This is a genomic window from Brenneria izadpanahii, from assembly GCF_017569925.1.
Classification (GTDB): Bacteria; Pseudomonadota; Gammaproteobacteria; order Enterobacterales; family Enterobacteriaceae; genus Brenneria; species Brenneria izadpanahii.
Genome location: NZ_CP050854.1, coordinates 291,611 through 309,922, shown reverse-complemented (window position 1 = coordinate 309,922; position 18,312 = coordinate 291,611). Strand labels below are relative to the sequence as shown.

The window sequence follows — 18,312 nt, the reverse complement described above, 5'->3', positions numbered from 1 at the left end:
TATACAATTGAATGCAGAAATAAAGAACGCGCTTTCGCTCTGCCCTCTGCGCCGTTTTCATCATTAGCGCCACAGCTTTTTTGCTTAAGGAGTCATTTCGATGACCACGACCCCCGTGTTCTCACGCGGAGAACAACTTAGCCAGTTTATCAGCCAGGCTCCCCGAATCGCTATTCCCGACGTCGTGCTGCATGAAGCAAAACGCGCGTTAATTGATTATCTGGGCGTGGCGTTGGGCGCGGCTAATGATGATGCCGTACAAGCGGTACGCCAGGTCGTCAAACGTTGGAATTCGCAGGGCGACGCGCAAATTTTTCTCGGCGGCAAAACCACGCCGGCGCTGGCCGCGCTGGTCAACGCCACCATGTCGCATGCCGCCGATTACGATGATACCCATCCGGCCGGCGCCGGACACCCGAGCGGCCCTTGCTGGTCTGCCGCGCTGGCGATGGCGCAGGCGTATGACGCCAGCGAACGGGCGACGTTAATCGCCTTTATTACCGGATTCGAGGTTATGGCTAAACTGGGCGGCGGCTGGGTTCCCGGCGTCGGGCGTAATCTGCAACGGCGGGGCTTCCACCCCACCTCGGTCGTCGGACGGGCGGGCGCCGCTGCTGTCGCCGCCTCAATCCTGCAATTGAATCCGCAACAAATCGCCAATGCGCTTGGCGCGGCGGCCACCATGATGGGCGGGCTGCAAAAATCCTCCGGCACGCATGGAAAACCATTTCATGCCGGTAAAGCGGCGATGGACGGCATTATGGCCGCCGAACTCGCCGCCGAAGGCTTTGTCGCCGCGCATCATTTCTATGAAACGGACGGCTGGGTGAAAATCTTCATTCAGGACGGCAGTGCGGAAATTCCTCCGTTGGATTTCGGCCAGAGTTGGGAACTGCTGACCAACGGCTACAAACTCTACGCCAGCTGTCGCGGGACGCACGCTTCGATAGAAACGGCGCTCGGCCTCTATCCACGGCTTAACGGCCGAAAAATCAAACGGATTCACGCCAAAGTGCATCCGATGGGCATGGTCAACGCCGGCATCGCCAACCCGAAAACGCCGTTGGAAAGCAAATTCAGCATTCCCCACTGCATTACCCTTGCGCTGAGCGGCTACCAACTGGCCGATACCGATTTCACCCAGCAAACCGTCGACGATCCGCGCCCCCGCCAGTTGCTGCCGCTGTTGGAGGTGGAGGCGGTTGACGGCCAGTCGGCCAGCTCCGCTTTTATCGACATCTGGCTGGAAGACGGTGAACAACTGCACGGTGAAACGCAGGTCTATCGCGGTCATGCGGAAAATCCGCTCACTGATGAGGAACTGCGCGCCAAGTTCGATACGCTGACCGTACCGGTATTAGGCGCCGCAGACAGCGGCAGGTTGTATCAGGCCGCGCTCGATTTTGAACGGCCGGGATCGCTGTCCGTCATCAGCGAAATCCTAGCCGGCCGCGTATAACGCCAACCCACTTAACCCTTGAGTCCCGGCCGAACGCTAACGGCCGGACTTTATTGCGATATTTGTACAGGATCCCCATTTCATGACCATTGCCCGCCAGTTTGCTCATAATCTGTTGGCGTTTTCCCGCCAAACCTTTCCCGCCGACGCCCTGGCGCACGCCAGAACCGCCATTATCGATACGCTGGGCGTAACGCTGGCGGGCGGCGTTCAGGATGGCGCGGAAAAACTTCGGGCGGTTATCCTTCCCTCGGCGGCGCCAGGGAAAAGCCGGGTGTTCGGCACGGATTTGCATCTCAATGCGCTGGATGCCGCCTTGCTGAATGGCGCCTCCGCGCATTTGCTGGATTTTGATGATTCCAACTCCTGGCTGCACGGCCATATCTCGGTCGTGGTGCTGCCGGCGCTGCTGGCGCTGGCGGATGAACGGCAATCCAGCGGTTCGGAGATACTGCGCGCCTATCTGGCCGGTTACGAAACCGCGGTACGAATGGGAAAAACGGTCAGCCCGTATCAATACCGTCACGGCTGGCATCCGACCACCTCCGTCGGCATTTTCGCGGCCGTCGCCGCCAGCGCCGTGCTGCTCGGTCTCAGCGAAGAACAAACGGCCGCCGCGCTGTCGATTAGCGCATCGTTGGCGTCCGGCATCAAATCCAACTTTGGCAGCCAGACTAAATCCCTGGCTGTCGGACACGCCAATCGCAGCGCGGTGATGGCGGTTCTGCTGGCCCGACAGGGATACAGCGCCGGGTCTACCGCCTTTGAGCACAACCACGGTTATTTCAACGTTTATAACCGCGGGCCGGAAAACTACGACGCCACCCCACTGACGGAAAGCTGGGATGCGCCATCGCATATTCTTGATAAGGTCAAAGGCAACAGCTTTAAGTATTTTCCCTGCTGCTACGCGATCTTATCGCCGCTGGACGGACTGCTGGCCCTGCGTGAACAGACCGCGCTGCCCGCCGAACAGATCGCGCGTATTCAGATCGCCGTTCACCCGATCCGTTTCCCGCACATCAACATACCGCAGCCGGAAACCCCGCTGGCGGGAAAATTCAGCCTGCATTACTGTATTGCCCGCGCATGGGTAAACGGTCGGCTAACGCTGGATGACTTTATTGATGACGCGGCGTTCAACGATCCGCTCACCAATGCCCTGATGGAGAAAGTAGAACTGAGCTGTCATGATGAAGAAACGACCCACAGCGCGCAGGTCACGCTGATCGCTCAGGACGGACAGCGTTTTAGCCGTCACGTTGCGGGGGCGATGGGTTCAAGCGCGGCCATTCCGTTGCCGGACAATCTGATTGAACAGAAATTCCTCGATTGCGCCAGTCAGACAATGACGCGTGAGGCGGCCCAGGCGTTGTATCAGCGTCTGCTCCAGGATGATTTCCGCTAACACCAGCATACCGGCCTGACCGGTCATTAAGGCATCGCTTTCTCCAGCCCGGCTGGTCCGGTAAAAAGGCGATGCAGTCGTTCATCGCGTTATCATGAGATTGTTTATTATGCTCAACCTGATCCCGCCGGAAATTTCGCCGCTGTTTGCCGGTGTACTGGTATTTTGCAGTTTTCTCACCTCTGCCCTGACCGCCGCGCTGGGGCTGGGCGGCGGCGTGACGCTGCTGGCCATCATGGGGTTGGGCATGCCGATCGGCAGCCTATTGCCGGTACACGGCATCGTACAGCTCGGCTCAAACCTGAGCCGGACGCTGATTCAGCGGCTGTATGTCGTCTGGCCGCTGGTGCTGTGGTTTTTCATCGGCAGCGCGGTGGGTATTGCGCTCGGCGCGCCGGTCGCGGCATGGATACCGGACAATATCGCCAAAATCGCCCTGGCGCTGTTTATTCTGTGGTCGGTATTTTATAAACGCCCGCCGGCCAAAAAGGTAAACCGCCTGTTCTTTATTCTCGGCGGGGCGGTAGCCAGCATCGGCACGATGATCGTCGGCGCCACCGGGCCGCTGGTGGCCGGTCTGATCAGTTCGCAGGGGTTGACCAGACAACCGCTGATCGCCACTCACGCCACCTGTATGGTGCTGCAACACGGCTTAAAAATTCTCGCCTTCGGCCTGATGGGCTTTGCTTACGCCAGTTGGCTGCCGATGCTGAGCGCCATGATCGCCAGCGGCGTACTGGGCACCTGGCTCGGCGCCCGGCTGTTGGATAACCTGCCGGAAAAATTGTTTCGCACCGCGTTTCGTCTGACGATGATTATCCTCTGCTCACAGCTAATCTGGCAGGGGATCAGGGGATATCTATAAGCGCCTGCCGTTTGCCGGGTATTGCACTTCATGACGGACAGGGCGATTGCGTCTATATATCCAATCTTTTTATGCCGTTGCGAGAGCGGTTTGCCGGCCCTAATGAAATCCGCTGCCCTACGCCTCGAACGCGGAGCCCGGTACTTCTTTCAGGTTTAGCGAGCCGCGCTCTGACCTACATCTTGGTAAACTTCAATAAATCAATCCAGGACATAAACCTGTGATGAACTATCGGCATTCCATGAAAATAGAACCAGGTGCCATAGGCCCGGCGCTTTTCTTGAAGGATCAATTAATCCTTTGGCACCGTAAGCCTCCAGACGATTCCGAACGGCCCACGAACTTGGGATATCGCCTTTAGCAACTATTTCCTGCCACGGCGCGGTTGTATCCTCAAGCCTGATGCCCATCAGCGACATGGCTGATTCATTCCGTAGATCGAAAATACTGTCAGCCGTCACATCAACCCTTACAATATCAAGGGAATGACTCCGGGTGCCTTTATGTGATTTCATAGCCGCCTCCACTCCTTCAGGCGATGAACTGAGATAAAGGGTGGGCTGATTAATGCTTGAATACCGTCCGGGATTTCTGGAACCGGACAGAGTGTGCGCTCGGTACACCGGATCAATAGCGCGATAGAAAATCCCTTCCACTTTAGTTAAAACCTGGCCGGGATCTGCAATCAAATGAGGTGTAATCAACATTTTCTCCTTCATCATCAAGGCTTTTTATCTATTGACTTAAAGTGGTTGCCTTATGGCATTCATAGCACAATTGCCTGTCGATAAAATGAGAATACGGGCATTCCCCGACTTAACGCCCATCAATCATTTTCACACTACCGCCCAACCGTCCGCGATGAGAGGCGTTCATTTTATTACCTGCAACCCGATGTCGAAAAGGGATGAAACCGGTATGCCAGTCAATATTGTCTTTTGATATTCATAAGCGTTCGTCTCTGATTATCTGGAATTAACAGAGAAAATAGCGATGACGACCGGCAAAAAACAAATCCACTATTTAATTAAGGTTATTTAATCGGGAGTTCATTGTTTTCGAGATCGTTGTTTTCGAGATAAATAGACCGCTATCTCCGGTTTTATTTCTATATCCATTATTCTTCTTTGCATAGTGAAATTTGCTATTTGCCATTTAGTCAGGGTGCTGAGAATATTGGTATACAAAAGAACACAGTAAAGCATATTATTAATAATAACAGCAAGTTAAGTGAAAACACACTCGCTATAAGGATTTTCCATGCTGAAAAGAACGCTCGTTTTTGCAACTGTTATGCTGCTAACCCTGGGGAATACGCTCTTGCCTGCCCATGCGGAAACCGCCGCGCCCGGCAATGGTGAGACGCTGAAAAAAATCAAGGCCAGAGGAGAACTGATCTGCGGCGTCCACCCTGCCCGTCATGGCTTCTCTTCCATCGACAGCAAAGGACAATGGACGGGGCTGGACGTCGATTATTGCCGCGCGCTGGCCGCCGCCATCTTCGGCGATGCCGGCAAGGTCCGTTTTTCCGCGCTGTCCACCGCACAGCGCTTCCCGGCGATTCAGTCCGGCGAAGTGGACGTCCTGTCGCGTAATATCACGGCGTCATTATCCCGCGATACCTCGCTGGGGCTGAATTTCGCGCCGCCGACCTTCTATACCGGCACCGGCTTTATGGTGCGCGCGGATTCCGGCGTGAAAAAAATCGAGGATCTGGACGGCGCGACGGTATGCATCACGCCCGGCAGCAGCACCGAACACAACGTGGCGCAAATTTTCGCTGCGCGCAACCTGCATTACACGCCGGTAGTGATCGAAAACAATAAAGAATACGTCGCCGCCTATCTGGCCGGCCGCTGTGACGTGATTGCCCGCGATAAAGTCGCGCTGCCGGGGGTGCGTATTTATGATGCGGAAAATGCCGCCGATCACTTTATTTTACCGGGCATCTACTCTAAAGAACCGCTGGCGATGGCCGTGCGTCAAGGGGACGATCAGTGGTACGACATTGTTAAATGGGTGGTATACGCCACGTTCAATGCCGAAGAGATGGATATCAATCAGAAGAATGTGGACGGCAAACTGGGCGACAACGACCCGGAAGTTCAGGCGCTGCTGGGCGTGACCGGCGATTACGGCCAAAAGCTGGGTCTGGACAACAAGTGGGCGTACAACATCGTTAAGCAAGTCGGTAATTATGCCGACATCTATAACCGCCACTTCGGCCCGGATACGCCTGCGCCGCTGGACCGCGATCTGAATAATCTCTGGACCAAAGGCGGCCTGCTGTACGGTTTGCCGATTCAATGATCCTCCTCATCATGGCGTATACCCAATAGATTTCGAGTTGCAGGAAGGCGGCGACCGAGTGACCCCCAGAACCTTACTCAAGTAAGTGACTGGGGAGAGTGAGGGAAGCCAACGCACCTGCGACTTGAAAGATGACGGGTATAAACGAATGCCGGTTATTCGTATTACGCCATGATGTTATTTTCAATGCTCTCTGGATGAAAATAACATCAAGCGGATATGTTGCCTGAAAAGATCAGTTATTAAGAGGACAGGTTGTTGCCTGAAATAAAAGAAAAATTGATGATGAAGCATCAACAAAAAATAACCGCGCCGGCGGCTTTTCTTTTTTCTTTGGAAAAGTTTTTTGCGTATAAAAACATATTCGCCATCATTGGCAGTAAATCATTTCGGGCATGGTTTTATCAGGCGTTACTTGGCGTATTGCTTATTTTATTCAGCCATTGGCTATATACCAACGTGGTGGATAACCTGCGCTCGCAGAACATCGCCACCGGTTTCGGCTTCCTGCATCATGCCGCCGGGTTTGAAATCGGCGAAAAACTTATCGATTACAGCCCGCGCGACAGCTATGCCCGCGCCGTGGCGGTGGGGCTGCTCAACACGCTGTATGTCTCGTTCTGGGGAATTATCTTAGCCACCGTTTTGGGGTTTTCCGTCGGCATCGCCAGAGTATCGAAAAACTGGCTGCTGGCGCGCATCGCCGGCGTCTACGTGGAGCTGATGCGCAATATTCCGGTAATTTTACAGGTAATTTTCTGGTCGGTAGTGATCCGCAACCTGCCCAGCCCGCGCGCGGCGATCGAACTCGGCGGCCTGGGATTTCTGACCAACCGCGGCCTCTCTTTCGCGCTGCCGGCCCCCCACCCCGGCTGGCAGTGGTTCGCCATCGCGCTGTTGGCGGCTTTGATTATCAGCGCCGGACTGAAACTGGCCGCGCGCCGTCTGCGCGAACATCATGGCCGCGTACTGCCGGTCGGCCGTATCGCGCTGACCCTGATTATCGGCCTGCCGCTGCTGGCCTGGTGGCTGTCCGGTAGCCCCCACCAGCTTAACCGGCCGGAACTGAGCGGCTTTAATTTCCGCGGCGGATTCACCATCAGCCCGGAATTCACTTCCCTGCTGCTGGGGATTTCGCTCTACTCCTCCGCCTTTATTGCCGAAATAGTCCGGGCCGGCATCCAGTCAATCTCCAAGGGGCAGTTGGAAGCCGCCCGCTCGCTATCGCTGTCCCCCGGTCAGATGATGCGCCACATTATCATTCCCCAGGCGATGCGGGTGATCGTTCCGCCGCTGACCAGCCAGTTCGTCAGCCTGTCCAAAAACAGTTCGATTGCGGTGGTGGTGGGCTACCCTGAGTTGGCGAACATCAGCAATACCCTGATGAATCAAAGCGGCCAGGCGCTGGAGGTGATCGCCATCATGATGGTGGTTTACCTGACGATCAGCTGCACGACGTCGCTGCTGATGAATATCTTTAACCGCTTTGTCGCCATCAAAGAACGCTGAGGAAAGCGCCATGTCATACCCTGCTTTTTCATCCGATTCAGTAAGCCCCAGGCTGTTCACCGCCTGGCGCTGGATGCGCGGCAACCTGTTCAGCAGCCTGCCGCAGACGATCCTGACGCTGTTGCTGGCCGCGCTATTGCTGACCGTCGGCGATAAACTGCTGCGCTGGGGAATTATCGACGCCGTCTGGCGCGCCAGCGATCCGCAAGTATGCCGGGCGGCCGCGGGCGCCTGCTGGGCGGTGATTGGCGAGAAACACCGGCCGATCCTGTTTGGCCTCTATCCTTACGATCAGCACTGGCGGCTGGTTATCGCCATGACGGTCTGGTTCCTGACGCTCGGCCTGTCGCTGATGCCGCGTTTCTGGCATTCACGCATTCTGTTGCCGTTATGGCTGCTTTCCACCTGCGTCATGGCTATTCTGATGAGCGGCGGGATTTTCGGGCTAACTTATGTTCCCTCATCCGAATGGGGCGGATTGCCGCTGACCATTCTGCTGTTTAGCGGCACGGTGGTGATCGGCATGCCGTTTTCCGTGTTGCTGGCGCTTGGCCGCCGTTCGCCGCTGCCTTTCCTGCGCAGCCTGTCGGTGATTTTTATTGAAGGTCTGCGCGGCGTGCCGTTGATTACCATCCTGTTTGTGGCCGTCAATGTCTTCCCGCTGTTTCTGCCCGCCGGCATGGAGGTCAACAAACTGCTGCGCATTATCATCGGCATCGCGCTGTTCTTCGCCTGCTATCAGGCGGAAGTGATTCGCGGCGGCCTGCAATCCGTGCCGCGCGGACAGTACGAAGCCGCGGCGGTGCTCAACCTGAATTACTGGCACACCACCACGAAAATCATTCTGCCGCAGGCGTTGCGCATCTGCCTGCCCGCGATGACCAATCACATTATCGCGGCCATGAAGAACACCTCTTTCGTTATTATTATCGGCCTGTTCGATATTCTGACCGCCACCAGCTCGGTGATGCAGGATCCGCTCTGGCGCCGCTATTACATTGAAACTTATCTATTTATTTCTTTCATTTATCTGTTTTTCGGCTTTTTGCTTTCCCGCTATGCGCTGTGGGTGGAAAAACGCATTGATGCCAGCCGTAATCCTGAAACGCTTAACCACGGAGCTTTGTCATGAGTAGTTCGCTTTCCACCGAGCCGGTGATTGAAATCAAATCCGTCAGCAAATGGTATGGCGGGTTTCAGGCGCTGAACAACGTATCGCTGAACGTGGCCAAAGGGGAGCGCGTGGTGATCTGCGGCCCCTCCGGTTCGGGCAAATCCACGCTGATCCGCTGCATTAACCGGCTGGAAGAGCACCATCAGGGGCAGATTCTCGTCAACGGCATCGAGATGAACGACAACATCAAAAACATCAACCGCATCCGCCTTAGCATCGGCATGCTGTTCCAGCAGTTCAACCTGTTTCCGCATCTGAGCGTACTGGATAACCTGATTATCGGCCCAACGCTGGTCAGGCAAATGAAAAAGCAGCAGGCCATCGAACTGGCGATGCACTATCTGGAAAAAGTGCATATCGCCAATCAGGCGCACAAGTTTCCGCTGCAGCTATCGGGCGGACAGCAGCAGCGCGTGGCGATTGCGCGCGCATTATGCATGCAGCCGGAAATCATGCTGTTCGACGAGCCGACTTCGGCGCTCGATCCGGAAATGATTAAAGAAGTGCTGGACGTGATGCTCGACCTGGCGGAAAGCGGCATGACCATGATCGTGGTCACGCATGAGATGGGTTTCGCCAAGACGGTGGCCGATAACGTGATCCTGATGGCCGACGGCAGCGTGATCGAATCCGCGCCGCCGCAAACCTTTTTCAATCAGCCCAAGCACCCTCGCACCCGTCAGTTCCTTGAGCAGATCCTGATGCATTAACGGTGGCCGAATTGTCGCCCGGCGGAGACAAAATAGAGCAGATAACGGTAATTCATTGTGTTTCAGTGAATTACCTGTCTCTTTTCCACGACGACAGTGTTGATGCAGGCCGATAGTTCACCGGTATGGCGTATACGCTCAACGGGGCGTTAGCTGTTCCAGACTTTGCTTCGCCATCTGGTAAAGATAGTGGGCCGTAGGGAACAGCGCGCGGTCATCCACGCGGAATTTGGGATGATGCAGCGCATAAGGGCCGCCGGATCCCACCATCATGAAAGCCCCCGGCAGCTTCTGCTGATAAAAAGCAAAATCTTCGCCGATCGGGCTGGCTTCAATGCGCCGCGCCTCGAACCCTTCGTCATCCGCCACCTTGAGCGCAAAATCGACCCACTGCGCAGTGTTGACCACCGAGGGCGGCCCGGCATGCCAGATCAGCTCGATTTCAGCGCCGAACGTGCCGGCGATGCCCGCGACGATTTGCCGGAGGCGCTGCTCAATCAGCTCACGCGTAGCCTGACTGAAGGTTCTGACGGTGCCTTCCATATAGGCGGTGTCGGGAATAACGTTCCAGGTACTGCCGCTGTGCACCTGCGTGATCGACACCACCGCGTTATTATCCGAGGGCACGGTACGGCTGATAATGGTTTGAACGGTAGCAATAATCTGCCCCAGGATAATGATTGGGTCGTTCCCTTCGTGCGGTTTCGCCGCATGACAGCCTTTCGCCGCGATGTTGATTTCAAAGCGGTCCACGCCCGCCGTCAGCGCGCCATCTTTGCCGCCAATCACGCCAACCGGCAACGTCGGATCGTTGTGAATGCCAAAAATCGCCGTCGCATCGTCCAGCGCTCCGCTGGCAATAACATTGGGCGCGCCCAATCCCGTTTCCTCGGCCGCCTGGAACAGAATACGCACGCGGCCTTTTAATTCGGACTCGACTTTCTTCAACAAAATAGCGGCCCCCAGCGCGGCGGAAGCATGAAAATCATGCCCGCAGGCGTGCATTACGCCCTGGTTGGCGGAGCTATATTCCACGCCGGACTCTTCTTCAATCGGCAGCGCATCAATATCCGAGCGCACAACCACCAGCGGCCCGTCCTGCCGTCCGCCGACTTCGGCCACCAGGCCGGTTTTCAGCGGCAGTTCAAGGATGCGGATGCCTTCTTTTTCCAATACCGCCCTGATCTTCCGGGTGGTTTCAAACTCCTGATTGGATAATTCGGGGTGCCGATGCAGATCGTGCCGGAACGCCTGAATAAATTGAGCCAGATGCTCATGCTGAGGTGCTGCTTTCATGGGTTCTCTCTTCTATGCAGTCCAGCCTGACTAACCGAATGGCTTATCTTCGCAGGCGCTTGCTCCATCATATTGCCATCCGCCATAAAGATCACCCGATCCGCCGCTGGCCGCGAAAATAGCATCCCCCCCTGCATGAGCCGTTTTTTTAGCTTTTTGTTTGACCCTCACGTAACGTGACGGTCTGTGGAGAAGGAGGAGCAGCAATGTTGATTCAGGTAGGGGAACTGGCGCGACGGGGTAATGAATCATTTGCCAACAGATCGGGCGGCCATATTGATTTATGGAACGGCACAAGGTTAACCACAAAATCCAGTTACCTACGCATACAGTGGGGAATTAGTTGGGAAAGGCCGATTCAGTGATTCTTTTAACGCCAAAGAAATCTGGTTTTGGAAAGTTATATGAAAGCAATGAAATTACTGATTTTTATTCTGTGTGGCTCAGTGTTGGGTGGTGTTATTATGCTCGTTTTATTTCCATCTATTACTGATTATTTTGTCGGTCCAATATATGGCGAAGATCAAATGTCACTCAATGCCACAATATTCTTTATCGGTATGTGTTTATGTATCGTGGGAGGAGGGATTATTGGCGGATTATTTGGTCGATATAAGCTGAAAGACTAATTGATCTAGACATGGAAAGCGTTATCAAGGTCTGGCATTCGGTGGCCCGGCTGACCGATTTTATCCCACATCATAATCCCCGCCGTTACGACATTGCCGCCATCGGATGAATAGCTATGCATCAGATGCCATTCGCGCGGAAAGCGGCAGATGGGTAATCTCAACGGCGGATGGTTATACGGCGGAACAGATGCCGGTGAAAATAAGCGGCGCCGTTAAACAAAGCACGGATGTCGTGGCGAAGCATTAATGAAGAGACGAAAAAAAAGCACATCTTTCGATATGCTTTCCTTTGAATTTGGTCGGCGAGAGAGGATTCGAACCTCCGACCCACTGGTCCCAAACCAGTTGCGCTACCAAGCTGCGCTACTCGCCGAATGTACTGCTTTATTACTTAAGCATCACTAATGCTTTGTTTGTGTGGTGCGAAGAGAGGGACTTGAACCCTCACGTCCGTTAAGACACTAACACCTGAAGCTAGCGCGTCTACCAATTCCGCCACCTTCGCATAACTCACAAACATCTAAATCTGGGGTGGCTAATGGGACTCGAACCCACGACAACTGGAATCACAATCCAGGGCTCTACCAACTGAGCTATAGCCACCATACACCACGCATCACTGCTTTTTACTGCTATATTGAGACGGGTACTACCTTCTTTACGGGGTAAAAGTACCACCGCAGCTCTTGCACACAACTTAGTGGTGCGCCCGACAGGATTCGAACCTGAGACCTCTGCCTCCGGAGGGCAGCGCTCTATCCAGCTGAGCTACGGGCGCTATGCGCCGTTGCGGGAGGGGATACTACGGATTTAACGGGTGCCTGTCTAGTGCTTTTTCATCGAAATGATGCGTTTGCTTATGCTTTGCTCATTTCAAGTCAAATAACATACAAATCCGTATCCCCCTCCCTCAGACGTTACGATTTAGCCCCTATCATCGCCTGTTTTCTGCCCAATCCCAGGACAAAATAGCAAAGAGTGACGAAAGCCAGAAATACCATACCGACCACCAGCGACATCCGGGTATCGATGTTGATATACATCCCCACCAGCACACACAGCAAAAATGCCATGGTCAGATAGTTCACCCAGGGAAATAGCACCGATTTGAACGGATGCGCGGCCAGCGCGGCGCGATGATGCTCGCGGAAACGAATCTGGCTGATCAACACCACGAACCACGGGATCATACCGGGCAACACGCTGGCGCTATAGACATACACAAACACCTTCTCCGGATTGGGAAGAATGTAGTTAAGCAGCGAGCCAGCCATCAGGCAGATAATCGAGATCGCAACGCCGCCCACCGGCACGCCGCTAGGGGTGACTTTTCCCAGCCATGCCGGAAGCTGGCGGTTGTTGGCCAGTGAATAGAGCATGCGCCCGCAGCTGTACATGCCGCTGTTGCAGCCGGATAGCGCGGCGGTCAAAACGACAAAGTTGATAATTCCCGCCGCGGCGGTGATGCCGATTTTCGCAAAGGTCAGCACAAACGGGCTGCCGGAGGTGCCGATTTCATTCCACGGGAAAATCGTCACGATGACAAATATCGCCCCGACATAGAAAATCAGGATGCGCCACAAGATATTGTTGATGGCGCGTTTCAATGTCACCTGCGGGTTCTTCGCTTCTCCAGCCGTGATCCCGACCAGTTCCACCCCCTGGTAAGACGCGACCACCAGACACAACGCAAACAGCAGACCTTTCCATCCGCCGGCCAGGAAACCGCCGTGCGCCGTCAGATTGGCAAACCCGGTCGCCTGCCCATGGTTGCCGAAGCCAAAGAAAATCACCCCTAGCCCAACGACAATCATGGCGATGATGGTGGTGATTTTAATCATCGCAAACCAGAACTCGATTTCACCGTACAGTCGGACCGCAGCCAGATTGGCGGCCGCCACTAATACGACCGCGGCTATCGCGGGTATCCATTGCGGCAACTCGGGAAACCAGAACTGGACATAAACGCCGATCGCCGTGATCTCCGAAATCCCGACCGCCATCCACATAAACCAATAACTCCAGGCGGTGAGGTAGCCGAAAAAAGGGCTCAAGTACTTATGGGCATAGACGGCGAAGGAGCCGGCTACCGGCTCCGTATACAGCATTTCGCCCATTGAGCGCATGATAAAGAAAACAAATATCCCGGCGGTGATGTAAGCCAGCAAAACAGACGGCCCGGCCCACTTCAACGCACTGGCGGCCCCCATAAATAACCCGACGCCAATTGTTCCGCCCAGCGCAATCAGCTCAATATGTCTTGCCTCTAACCCTCTATGGAGTTTGTCCTGTTGTATATCTTCTGCCATAAATCTTCTGTCCTTATATGTTGTATTTGCTCCGGCTGTTTATTTTATTACCAGTTATTGTTGTTATGGGTCATCCGGCTCTCGCTATAGGGTCAGGAAGCGCTGTTGTTATATTAGCGGACGTGAAGATACAATATTGCGGGTCGGAATAACACCTTAGGTCTGACGCGCGGGGCCGGTTACAGACGCCCGCTGTAGTGATAAGCAAGATATTTCAGTAGCTTAAGCTGACGAGTAATTCGGCTGGGCTGATCCAGCAAACGGTAGAGCCACTCCAGCCCCGCATTCTGCCAAACCAGCGGCGCGCGCTTCACATGGCCGGTAAACACGTCATAGGTTCCGCCGACGCCCATATAGAGCGCATCGGGATAATACCGGCGGCAGTCTCTCATCAGAATTTCCTGCCGGGGCGACCCCATCGCCACGGTAACAATTTGCGCGCCGCTGGCGCGGATCCGCTCAAACAGCGCGTCACGCCGCTCGGGCGCGAAATAACCGTCCTGAGCGCCGACGATATTCACCTTCCACTGCGCCCGCAGTTTGGTTTCCGTCTGCGCCAGCACTTCCGGCTTACCGCCCACCAGAAAAACCGGCGTCCCCTTTTCACCCGCGCGTTGCATTAACGCTTCCCATAGATCCGCGCCGGCAATCCGTCTAACGTCCGCCTGGGGATATTTACGGCGGATGGAGCGGACGATGCTAATGCCGTCCGCGTATTTATATTCAGCTTCATCCAGCAGCGTTCGCAGCGCCGTATCTTTCTCCGCCGCCAACACCTTTTCAGCATTGATGGCGACCAGCGTCCCCGCAGCGACCCGATCGCCGCTGAACAGATAATCGACAAACTGCTCCATATGGCGAAAGCCGTAAATAGAAAAGCCGCGGATTAAATAGGCGGGAATATGCTCTTTTGCTTCCATGTTAAATCCTGTTACAGCACGCCGCGCGTAGGAGATGTGGGCGCAGGCGGCACGACGTCAGGCCGGGGGATGAATAACCGCTGCCGGATCAACCCGGCGCTTTCCAACAGCCAATACAGTAGTTTCGCAATTAGCAGACACAAGCCGAAGATCAGGCAGAAAAACACCACGCGGGAGACAAAGGCATCAACGCCTTCGCGCGTCAGCACAATGATATTGAATACCGCCCCGAAACAAAATGCTTGCAGAATCGCGGCCTTGTAACGGTTAGGGTCGTTTCTGCCCAGGTCATAAACCCAATCAAACCATTTGATAATCAATCCTACGGCGATCGCGCCGAGTGGAATGAACAGCACGCCGCCCATCACCACCAGCGAACCTAATAACGTTGGGGAAATCGCCAGCCCGGAATGGTTGTTCAACACTTCCCAGGTAAAGTAGTTGGCGCTGTTCAATACCAGATTAGGGCGTCCCGGCCATAGCCAGGAAGGAATAAACACGTAGAAATCACGGACAATCGGCGCTAATCCCTGAAATTCGATCTTATCGTAGCTCTGCCACAACAGCGCCAGATTCTCCCAGGGGGAAAAGGTGTCGCGGGTCAGATACAGGAAGGTATAAAACGCCTCGTCGCCGCTGACATCCATGCCATAGCGCTTAAGCGCCAGCCAGAACATCCCCACCACGCCGAACATGCCGGCTGCGGCCAGCATCCACAAGGTGATCCACCCGCGCACAATGCCGATAAACAGAAACAGGGCAAAGGCGATAATGACGTTCGCCCGGGTACCGCCGACGATGACATAAGTCAGCATGCCGAATGCCACCGTGCCGATGAGAAACAACAGCCAGGCCCGCTGCGTTTGCCGCAGGAAATATACCACCAGCATGGCCGGAATAAAGAAGTAGAAAAAGCGCTTCAACGCCACGCCGGACACTTCGCTGGAAAAAATCTGGCTATAAGAGCGTAATTTAAACAGCAAAAAACCATTATTGAGAAAAAACATGCCGACGGTGGCTATCGCGATCAGCGCCAGCAGTATCCAGGTCAGATTGGCTTCCACCCGATTGATGGTAAGAAACGTCGGGCGAGTTGATGCCGTCGCTTTGCGTAAACGGGTTTTATAGCTGACATAATAGATAGCGTAAAACGCCGTGGCGGAAAGCAGCGCCTGGAGCAAATAGGAAACGGGAACCACGTCGACGCCAAAACGAAACGCCAATATGCAGGTAAACGGAAAACCGAAGTAGAACGTTAATAAATAAAGCAGCGAGAACAAGACGTTGAAGTTAAAACGCACGCGCCGGAACTCCTGCCAGGTCAACGTCAGGATAAAAATAACCGAAATGAGGTAAACCACTAACAAGCCACCGAATTGTCCCTGTGTCATGCTGGTTCTCCCACCGCCAGCGCCAGAGCCTGCCGCCAGCCTTGCAGATAGTTGGGGTTAAAGAACGCGATCCGGTGCTTATCAACGGTAGCCAACTGGCGCTGAGCCTCGCGGACCAATGCCTCATCCAGACTATCGCCATAAAACAGCACCGGCAGATGCTGCTCCGTCAAATCCTGCCAAAACGGGTTCTGACGGCTGATAACAAAAGGAACGCCAAACTGGATCAACAGGCACAGCGTGCCGATGCCCTGCTGACGGTCAAAAATAAAGTAACCTAAATCACAGGTGCGCAACATGTTCAGGTAGTCGCCAAACGCCAGTTGCTCTTTCAATAGCTGAAAGTTTTTAATGCCAAACAGCGCCAGTCCTTCTTTCTCTACCTGCGCAATATAATGCCCGTTATTGGCGGGATAGCCCATAGGCACAATCACCCGCACATTGCCGCCGAACTGCTTATGGATGGCGCGCAACGCCTCCTGATGGCGGTTGGTGCGATCGCCGGAGTTCCCCACCAGAATCGTCATCGGGCCGGCCAACGGCTTCTTCACCTCCAGCCCGGTTAAATCGGGATCCATCCGCGTCGGGAAATAAAGCAACGATGCCGGCACGCGGCGATGCCGCTGCTGATAATAAGTCAGGTCTCCCCGCGTTGCGAACACATGGCCGATGCGGTTTTGGGCAAGACGCCGCATCAGATAAAACAGCCGGTATTTCAGGCCGTTCGCCTCTTCGTACAAATCCGCGCCCCAGATATGCCAGTAAACTTGCTCAGGCTTGATGGCGCCGCTCAGCAACGCCAGCCACAGCGTGGGATTAAACTGCCCGTGCAGAAAGAAACGCGTGTTTCGATCGGCTCTGGCTTTGGCGATCGCTGCCTGAGCCAGCGTTTTTTTATCCGCATAGGTTGCAATGTTCAGCGCGGGAAAATCGGATTGCGGCGGCGCGTCACGAGCAACCAGCATAAAATTACGCACCTGCCGCTCCGGCAAAACAGCCGCCAGCGTATCGTTAAAGAAACGTAAAACCGTCTGGTTATGGTGTGGGATATCCGCTCCCAGGACATGAATCAGTGTCGTCATGCTCGCCTACGGTAAATAATGAATACGCTACAACAAAGCAAAAAATAGACCAGATAGGTCGCCATATAAGCCTGCGCGGCGCCCAACGCGCCATTAACGGGAATCAGCCAGCGGGCAAACCCCGTGAGCAATATGAACTGGCTGACTTCGGTAAGCAGATAAAAGCGCAACGCGGCCTTGGCAATCACCAAATAACCAAAGACGTAAGCGCCCACTTTCATTACGTCGCCCGCCAGCTGCCAGACGAATAGCTCCCTCATGGCGGTAAACTGGCTGGAGAACAGCAGCCAGATAGCGAAGTCACGCAGCAGCCAGACGCAAAAACTGACGCCCGCCACCACCGGCAACACAAATTTCAGCGAGCGGACGATTTCCGCAGACAGCGCGCTTTTATCCGTCAGGCGCGATAGCGTCGGCAGCAGATATACGGTGAACGACGCGGTAATGAACTGCAGGTAGGCATCTGAAATCGTGCTGACGCCCTGCCAAATGCCGACCTCTTCCCAGCTATAGTGTTCCGCCAGCAGATTACGCATCATGATATAAGCCACCGGCAGCGTGACCGCCGTCATCAGCGCCATCAGGGTAAACTTGCCGAGATCCCCGGCGATGGCGTTGTCCCAGGCCGGTTTTAACGCCCGCCAGGATAACGGCGTGCGCCGCCGCATCAGCACGGCGGCAGGCAATACCACCAGCGCGGGCACCAGCGCCAACCCGGCCAACGCGCCGGCGTACCCTCCCAGCATAAAGCACAGCCAATAGGCGACCAGGCCGATCAGGCTGCCGCCGATCACCGCCAGAGCGTTTCCCACCGCATCGCGGTAGCCTTTCAGGATCGCCAGAAACAGGTTGGCATAGGCAATCCCCATCTGGATAAACGCCAGCGCGCGGATCACATCGCGGTATTCCTCATGCCCGAACAGCGCATTGGCTATCGGCGCGGCGGCAAACAAGAACACCGCGGCCAGCAGCGAGGAAAACCCCAACACCAGCGAAACAGACGTGCCCAGCAACGGCGTCAGCCGCTCCGGCCGTTGATGGTATTCCGCGACATATTTGGTGACGCCGTTAAAAATCCCCGCGCCGGACAACACGCCCAATACCGTGATCAACTGGCGGAAATTCCCCGCCTGCCCGACACCGCCGGGGCCGAACGTCACCGCCAGCAGTTTGACGACTATCAGCCCCACGCCGATTTTTATCAGCGTGGAGCCGGCCGTCCATATTGATGCTTTCGCCAGCGACAT

Annotated in this window: 15 protein-coding genes and 4 tRNA genes; 8 read left to right on the top strand and 11 right to left on the bottom strand. The window is 55.0% G+C overall.

Annotation, left to right across the window (positions count from 1 at the left end):
- The first annotated feature begins 100 nt into the window (after positions 1-100).
- The 3 genes from HC231_RS01400 (at position 101) to HC231_RS01390 (ending at position 3,732) form a co-directional block, all read left to right on the top strand.
- The gene (locus HC231_RS01400) at positions 101-1,459 is read left to right on the top strand and encodes an MmgE/PrpD family protein (protein WP_208229404.1); all 1,359 of its coding nucleotides are present in this window, start codon (positions 101-103) and stop codon (positions 1,457-1,459) included.
- 82 nt (positions 1,460-1,541) lie between these two features.
- On the top strand, positions 1,542-2,867 hold the full coding sequence (locus tag HC231_RS01395) for an MmgE/PrpD family protein (protein WP_208229403.1): 1,326 nt from the start codon (positions 1,542-1,544) through the stop codon (positions 2,865-2,867).
- Between the two features lie 109 nt (positions 2,868-2,976).
- Entirely contained in the window at positions 2,977-3,732 is a 756-nt protein-coding gene (locus HC231_RS01390; RefSeq protein ID WP_208231180.1) for a sulfite exporter TauE/SafE family protein, read from the top strand.
- 200 nt (positions 3,733-3,932) lie between these two features.
- Here HC231_RS01390 and HC231_RS01385 read toward each other — a convergent pair whose 3' ends face one another.
- Entirely contained in the window at positions 3,933-4,439 is a 507-nt protein-coding gene (locus tag HC231_RS01385) for an RES family NAD+ phosphorylase (protein WP_208229402.1), read from the bottom strand.
- Between the two features lie 553 nt (positions 4,440-4,992).
- On the opposite strand from HC231_RS01385, the gene HC231_RS01380 reads away from it, so the two are divergent.
- From HC231_RS01380 to HC231_RS01365, 4 genes are all read left to right on the top strand, one after another.
- Positions 4,993-6,042: an amino acid ABC transporter substrate-binding protein gene (locus HC231_RS01380; RefSeq protein ID WP_208229401.1), complete on the top strand. Its 1,050-nt coding sequence runs from the start codon at positions 4,993-4,995 to the stop codon at positions 6,040-6,042.
- A 282-nt stretch (positions 6,043-6,324) separates the two neighbouring features.
- Positions 6,325-7,551 carry an amino acid ABC transporter permease gene (locus HC231_RS01375; protein WP_246494661.1) on the top strand — a complete coding sequence of 409 codons (1,227 nt, stop codon included), beginning with the start codon at positions 6,325-6,327 and terminating at the stop codon, positions 7,549-7,551.
- Positions 7,552-7,561: 10 nt separating this feature from the next.
- Complete coding sequence (locus HC231_RS01370; RefSeq protein ID WP_208229400.1) at positions 7,562-8,683, top strand: amino acid ABC transporter permease; 1,122 nt, start codon at positions 7,562-7,564, stop codon at positions 8,681-8,683.
- Positions 8,680-9,435 carry an amino acid ABC transporter ATP-binding protein gene (locus tag HC231_RS01365; protein ID WP_246494659.1) on the top strand — a complete coding sequence of 252 codons (756 nt, stop codon included), beginning with the start codon at positions 8,680-8,682 and terminating at the stop codon, positions 9,433-9,435. Before HC231_RS01370 ends, HC231_RS01365 begins: the two co-directional genes overlap by 4 nt.
- Before the next feature lie 138 nt (positions 9,436-9,573).
- Here HC231_RS01365 and HC231_RS01360 read toward each other — a convergent pair whose 3' ends face one another.
- Complete coding sequence (locus HC231_RS01360; protein ID WP_208229399.1) at positions 9,574-10,731, bottom strand: M20 peptidase aminoacylase family protein; 1,158 nt, start codon at positions 10,729-10,731, stop codon at positions 9,574-9,576.
- A gap of 404 nt (positions 10,732-11,135) precedes the next feature.
- On the opposite strand from HC231_RS01360, the gene HC231_RS01355 reads away from it, so the two are divergent.
- Complete coding sequence (locus tag HC231_RS01355) at positions 11,136-11,360, top strand: hypothetical protein (RefSeq protein WP_208229398.1); 225 nt, start codon at positions 11,136-11,138, stop codon at positions 11,358-11,360.
- Between the two features lie 299 nt (positions 11,361-11,659).
- Here the strand turns inward: HC231_RS01355 and HC231_RS01350 are convergent.
- The 9 genes from HC231_RS01350 to wzxE all read right to left on the bottom strand — a co-directional run bounded on the left by HC231_RS01350 (position 11,660) and on the right by wzxE (position 18,312).
- Positions 11,660-11,736 (bottom strand) — tRNA-Pro (locus HC231_RS01350).
- 45 nt (positions 11,737-11,781) lie between these two features.
- Positions 11,782-11,868, bottom strand: a tRNA-Leu gene (locus tag HC231_RS01345).
- Positions 11,869-11,890: 22 nt separating this feature from the next.
- Positions 11,891-11,966, bottom strand: a tRNA-His gene (locus HC231_RS01340).
- Positions 11,967-12,064: 98 nt separating this feature from the next.
- Positions 12,065-12,141, bottom strand: a tRNA-Arg gene (locus HC231_RS01335).
- 139 nt (positions 12,142-12,280) lie between these two features.
- The gene (gene thrP / locus HC231_RS01330; RefSeq protein ID WP_208229397.1) at positions 12,281-13,672 is read right to left on the bottom strand and encodes a bifunctional threonine/serine APC transporter ThrP; all 1,392 of its coding nucleotides are present in this window, start codon (positions 13,670-13,672) and stop codon (positions 12,281-12,283) included.
- Between the two features lie 179 nt (positions 13,673-13,851).
- Positions 13,852-14,592 (bottom strand): lipopolysaccharide N-acetylmannosaminouronosyltransferase, encoded by a 741-nt coding sequence (gene wecG / locus HC231_RS01325; RefSeq protein ID WP_208229396.1) that lies wholly within the window; start codon positions 14,590-14,592, stop codon positions 13,852-13,854.
- 11 nt (positions 14,593-14,603) lie between these two features.
- A complete protein-coding gene (wzyE, locus tag HC231_RS01320) occupies positions 14,604-15,983 on the bottom strand; it encodes an ECA oligosaccharide polymerase (RefSeq protein WP_208229395.1) in 1,380 nt (459 codons plus the stop codon).
- Positions 15,980-17,065 carry a TDP-N-acetylfucosamine:lipid II N-acetylfucosaminyltransferase gene (locus HC231_RS01315; RefSeq protein ID WP_208229394.1) on the bottom strand — a complete coding sequence of 362 codons (1,086 nt, stop codon included), beginning with the start codon at positions 17,063-17,065 and terminating at the stop codon, positions 15,980-15,982. Before HC231_RS01315 ends, wzyE begins: the two co-directional genes overlap by 4 nt.
- Positions 17,062-18,312, bottom strand: a complete 1,251-nt coding sequence (wzxE, locus tag HC231_RS01310; protein ID WP_208229393.1) for a lipid III flippase WzxE — start codon at positions 18,310-18,312, stop codon at positions 17,062-17,064. The genes HC231_RS01315 and wzxE overlap by 4 nt, the downstream gene beginning before the upstream one ends.

Bases quoted from the DNA above. Each gene is read 5' to 3' on its own strand.
- HC231_RS01360 (WP_208229399.1), bottom strand. From the start codon at position 10,731: ATGAAAGCAGCACCTCAGCATGAGCATCTGGCTCAATTTATTCAGGCG.
- HC231_RS01385 (WP_208229402.1), bottom strand. From the start codon at position 4,439: ATGTTGATTACACCTCATTTGATTGCAGATCCCGGCCAGGTTTTAACT.
- HC231_RS01375 (WP_246494661.1), top strand. From the start codon at position 6,325: ATGATGAAGCATCAACAAAAAATAACCGCGCCGGCGGCTTTTCTTTTT.
- HC231_RS01400 (WP_208229404.1), top strand. From the start codon at position 101: ATGACCACGACCCCCGTGTTCTCACGCGGAGAACAACTTAGCCAGTTT.
- thrP (WP_208229397.1), bottom strand. From the start codon at position 13,672: ATGGCAGAAGATATACAACAGGACAAACTCCATAGAGGGTTAGAGGCA.
- HC231_RS01315 (WP_208229394.1), bottom strand. From the start codon at position 17,065: ATGACGACACTGATTCATGTCCTGGGAGCGGATATCCCACACCATAAC.
- wecG (WP_208229396.1), bottom strand. From the start codon at position 14,592: ATGGAAGCAAAAGAGCATATTCCCGCCTATTTAATCCGCGGCTTTTCT.
- HC231_RS01370 (WP_208229400.1), top strand. From the start codon at position 7,562: ATGTCATACCCTGCTTTTTCATCCGATTCAGTAAGCCCCAGGCTGTTC.
- HC231_RS01390 (WP_208231180.1), top strand. From the start codon at position 2,977: ATGCTCAACCTGATCCCGCCGGAAATTTCGCCGCTGTTTGCCGGTGTA.
- wzyE (WP_208229395.1), bottom strand. From the start codon at position 15,983: ATGACACAGGGACAATTCGGTGGCTTGTTAGTGGTTTACCTCATTTCG.
- HC231_RS01365 (WP_246494659.1), top strand. From the start codon at position 8,680: ATGAGTAGTTCGCTTTCCACCGAGCCGGTGATTGAAATCAAATCCGTC.
- HC231_RS01355 (WP_208229398.1), top strand. From the start codon at position 11,136: ATGAAAGCAATGAAATTACTGATTTTTATTCTGTGTGGCTCAGTGTTG.
- HC231_RS01395 (WP_208229403.1), top strand. From the start codon at position 1,542: ATGACCATTGCCCGCCAGTTTGCTCATAATCTGTTGGCGTTTTCCCGC.
- HC231_RS01380 (WP_208229401.1), top strand. From the start codon at position 4,993: ATGCTGAAAAGAACGCTCGTTTTTGCAACTGTTATGCTGCTAACCCTG.
- wzxE (WP_208229393.1), bottom strand. From the start codon at position 18,312: ATGTCGCTGGCGAAAGCATCAATATGGACGGCCGGCTCCACGCTGATA.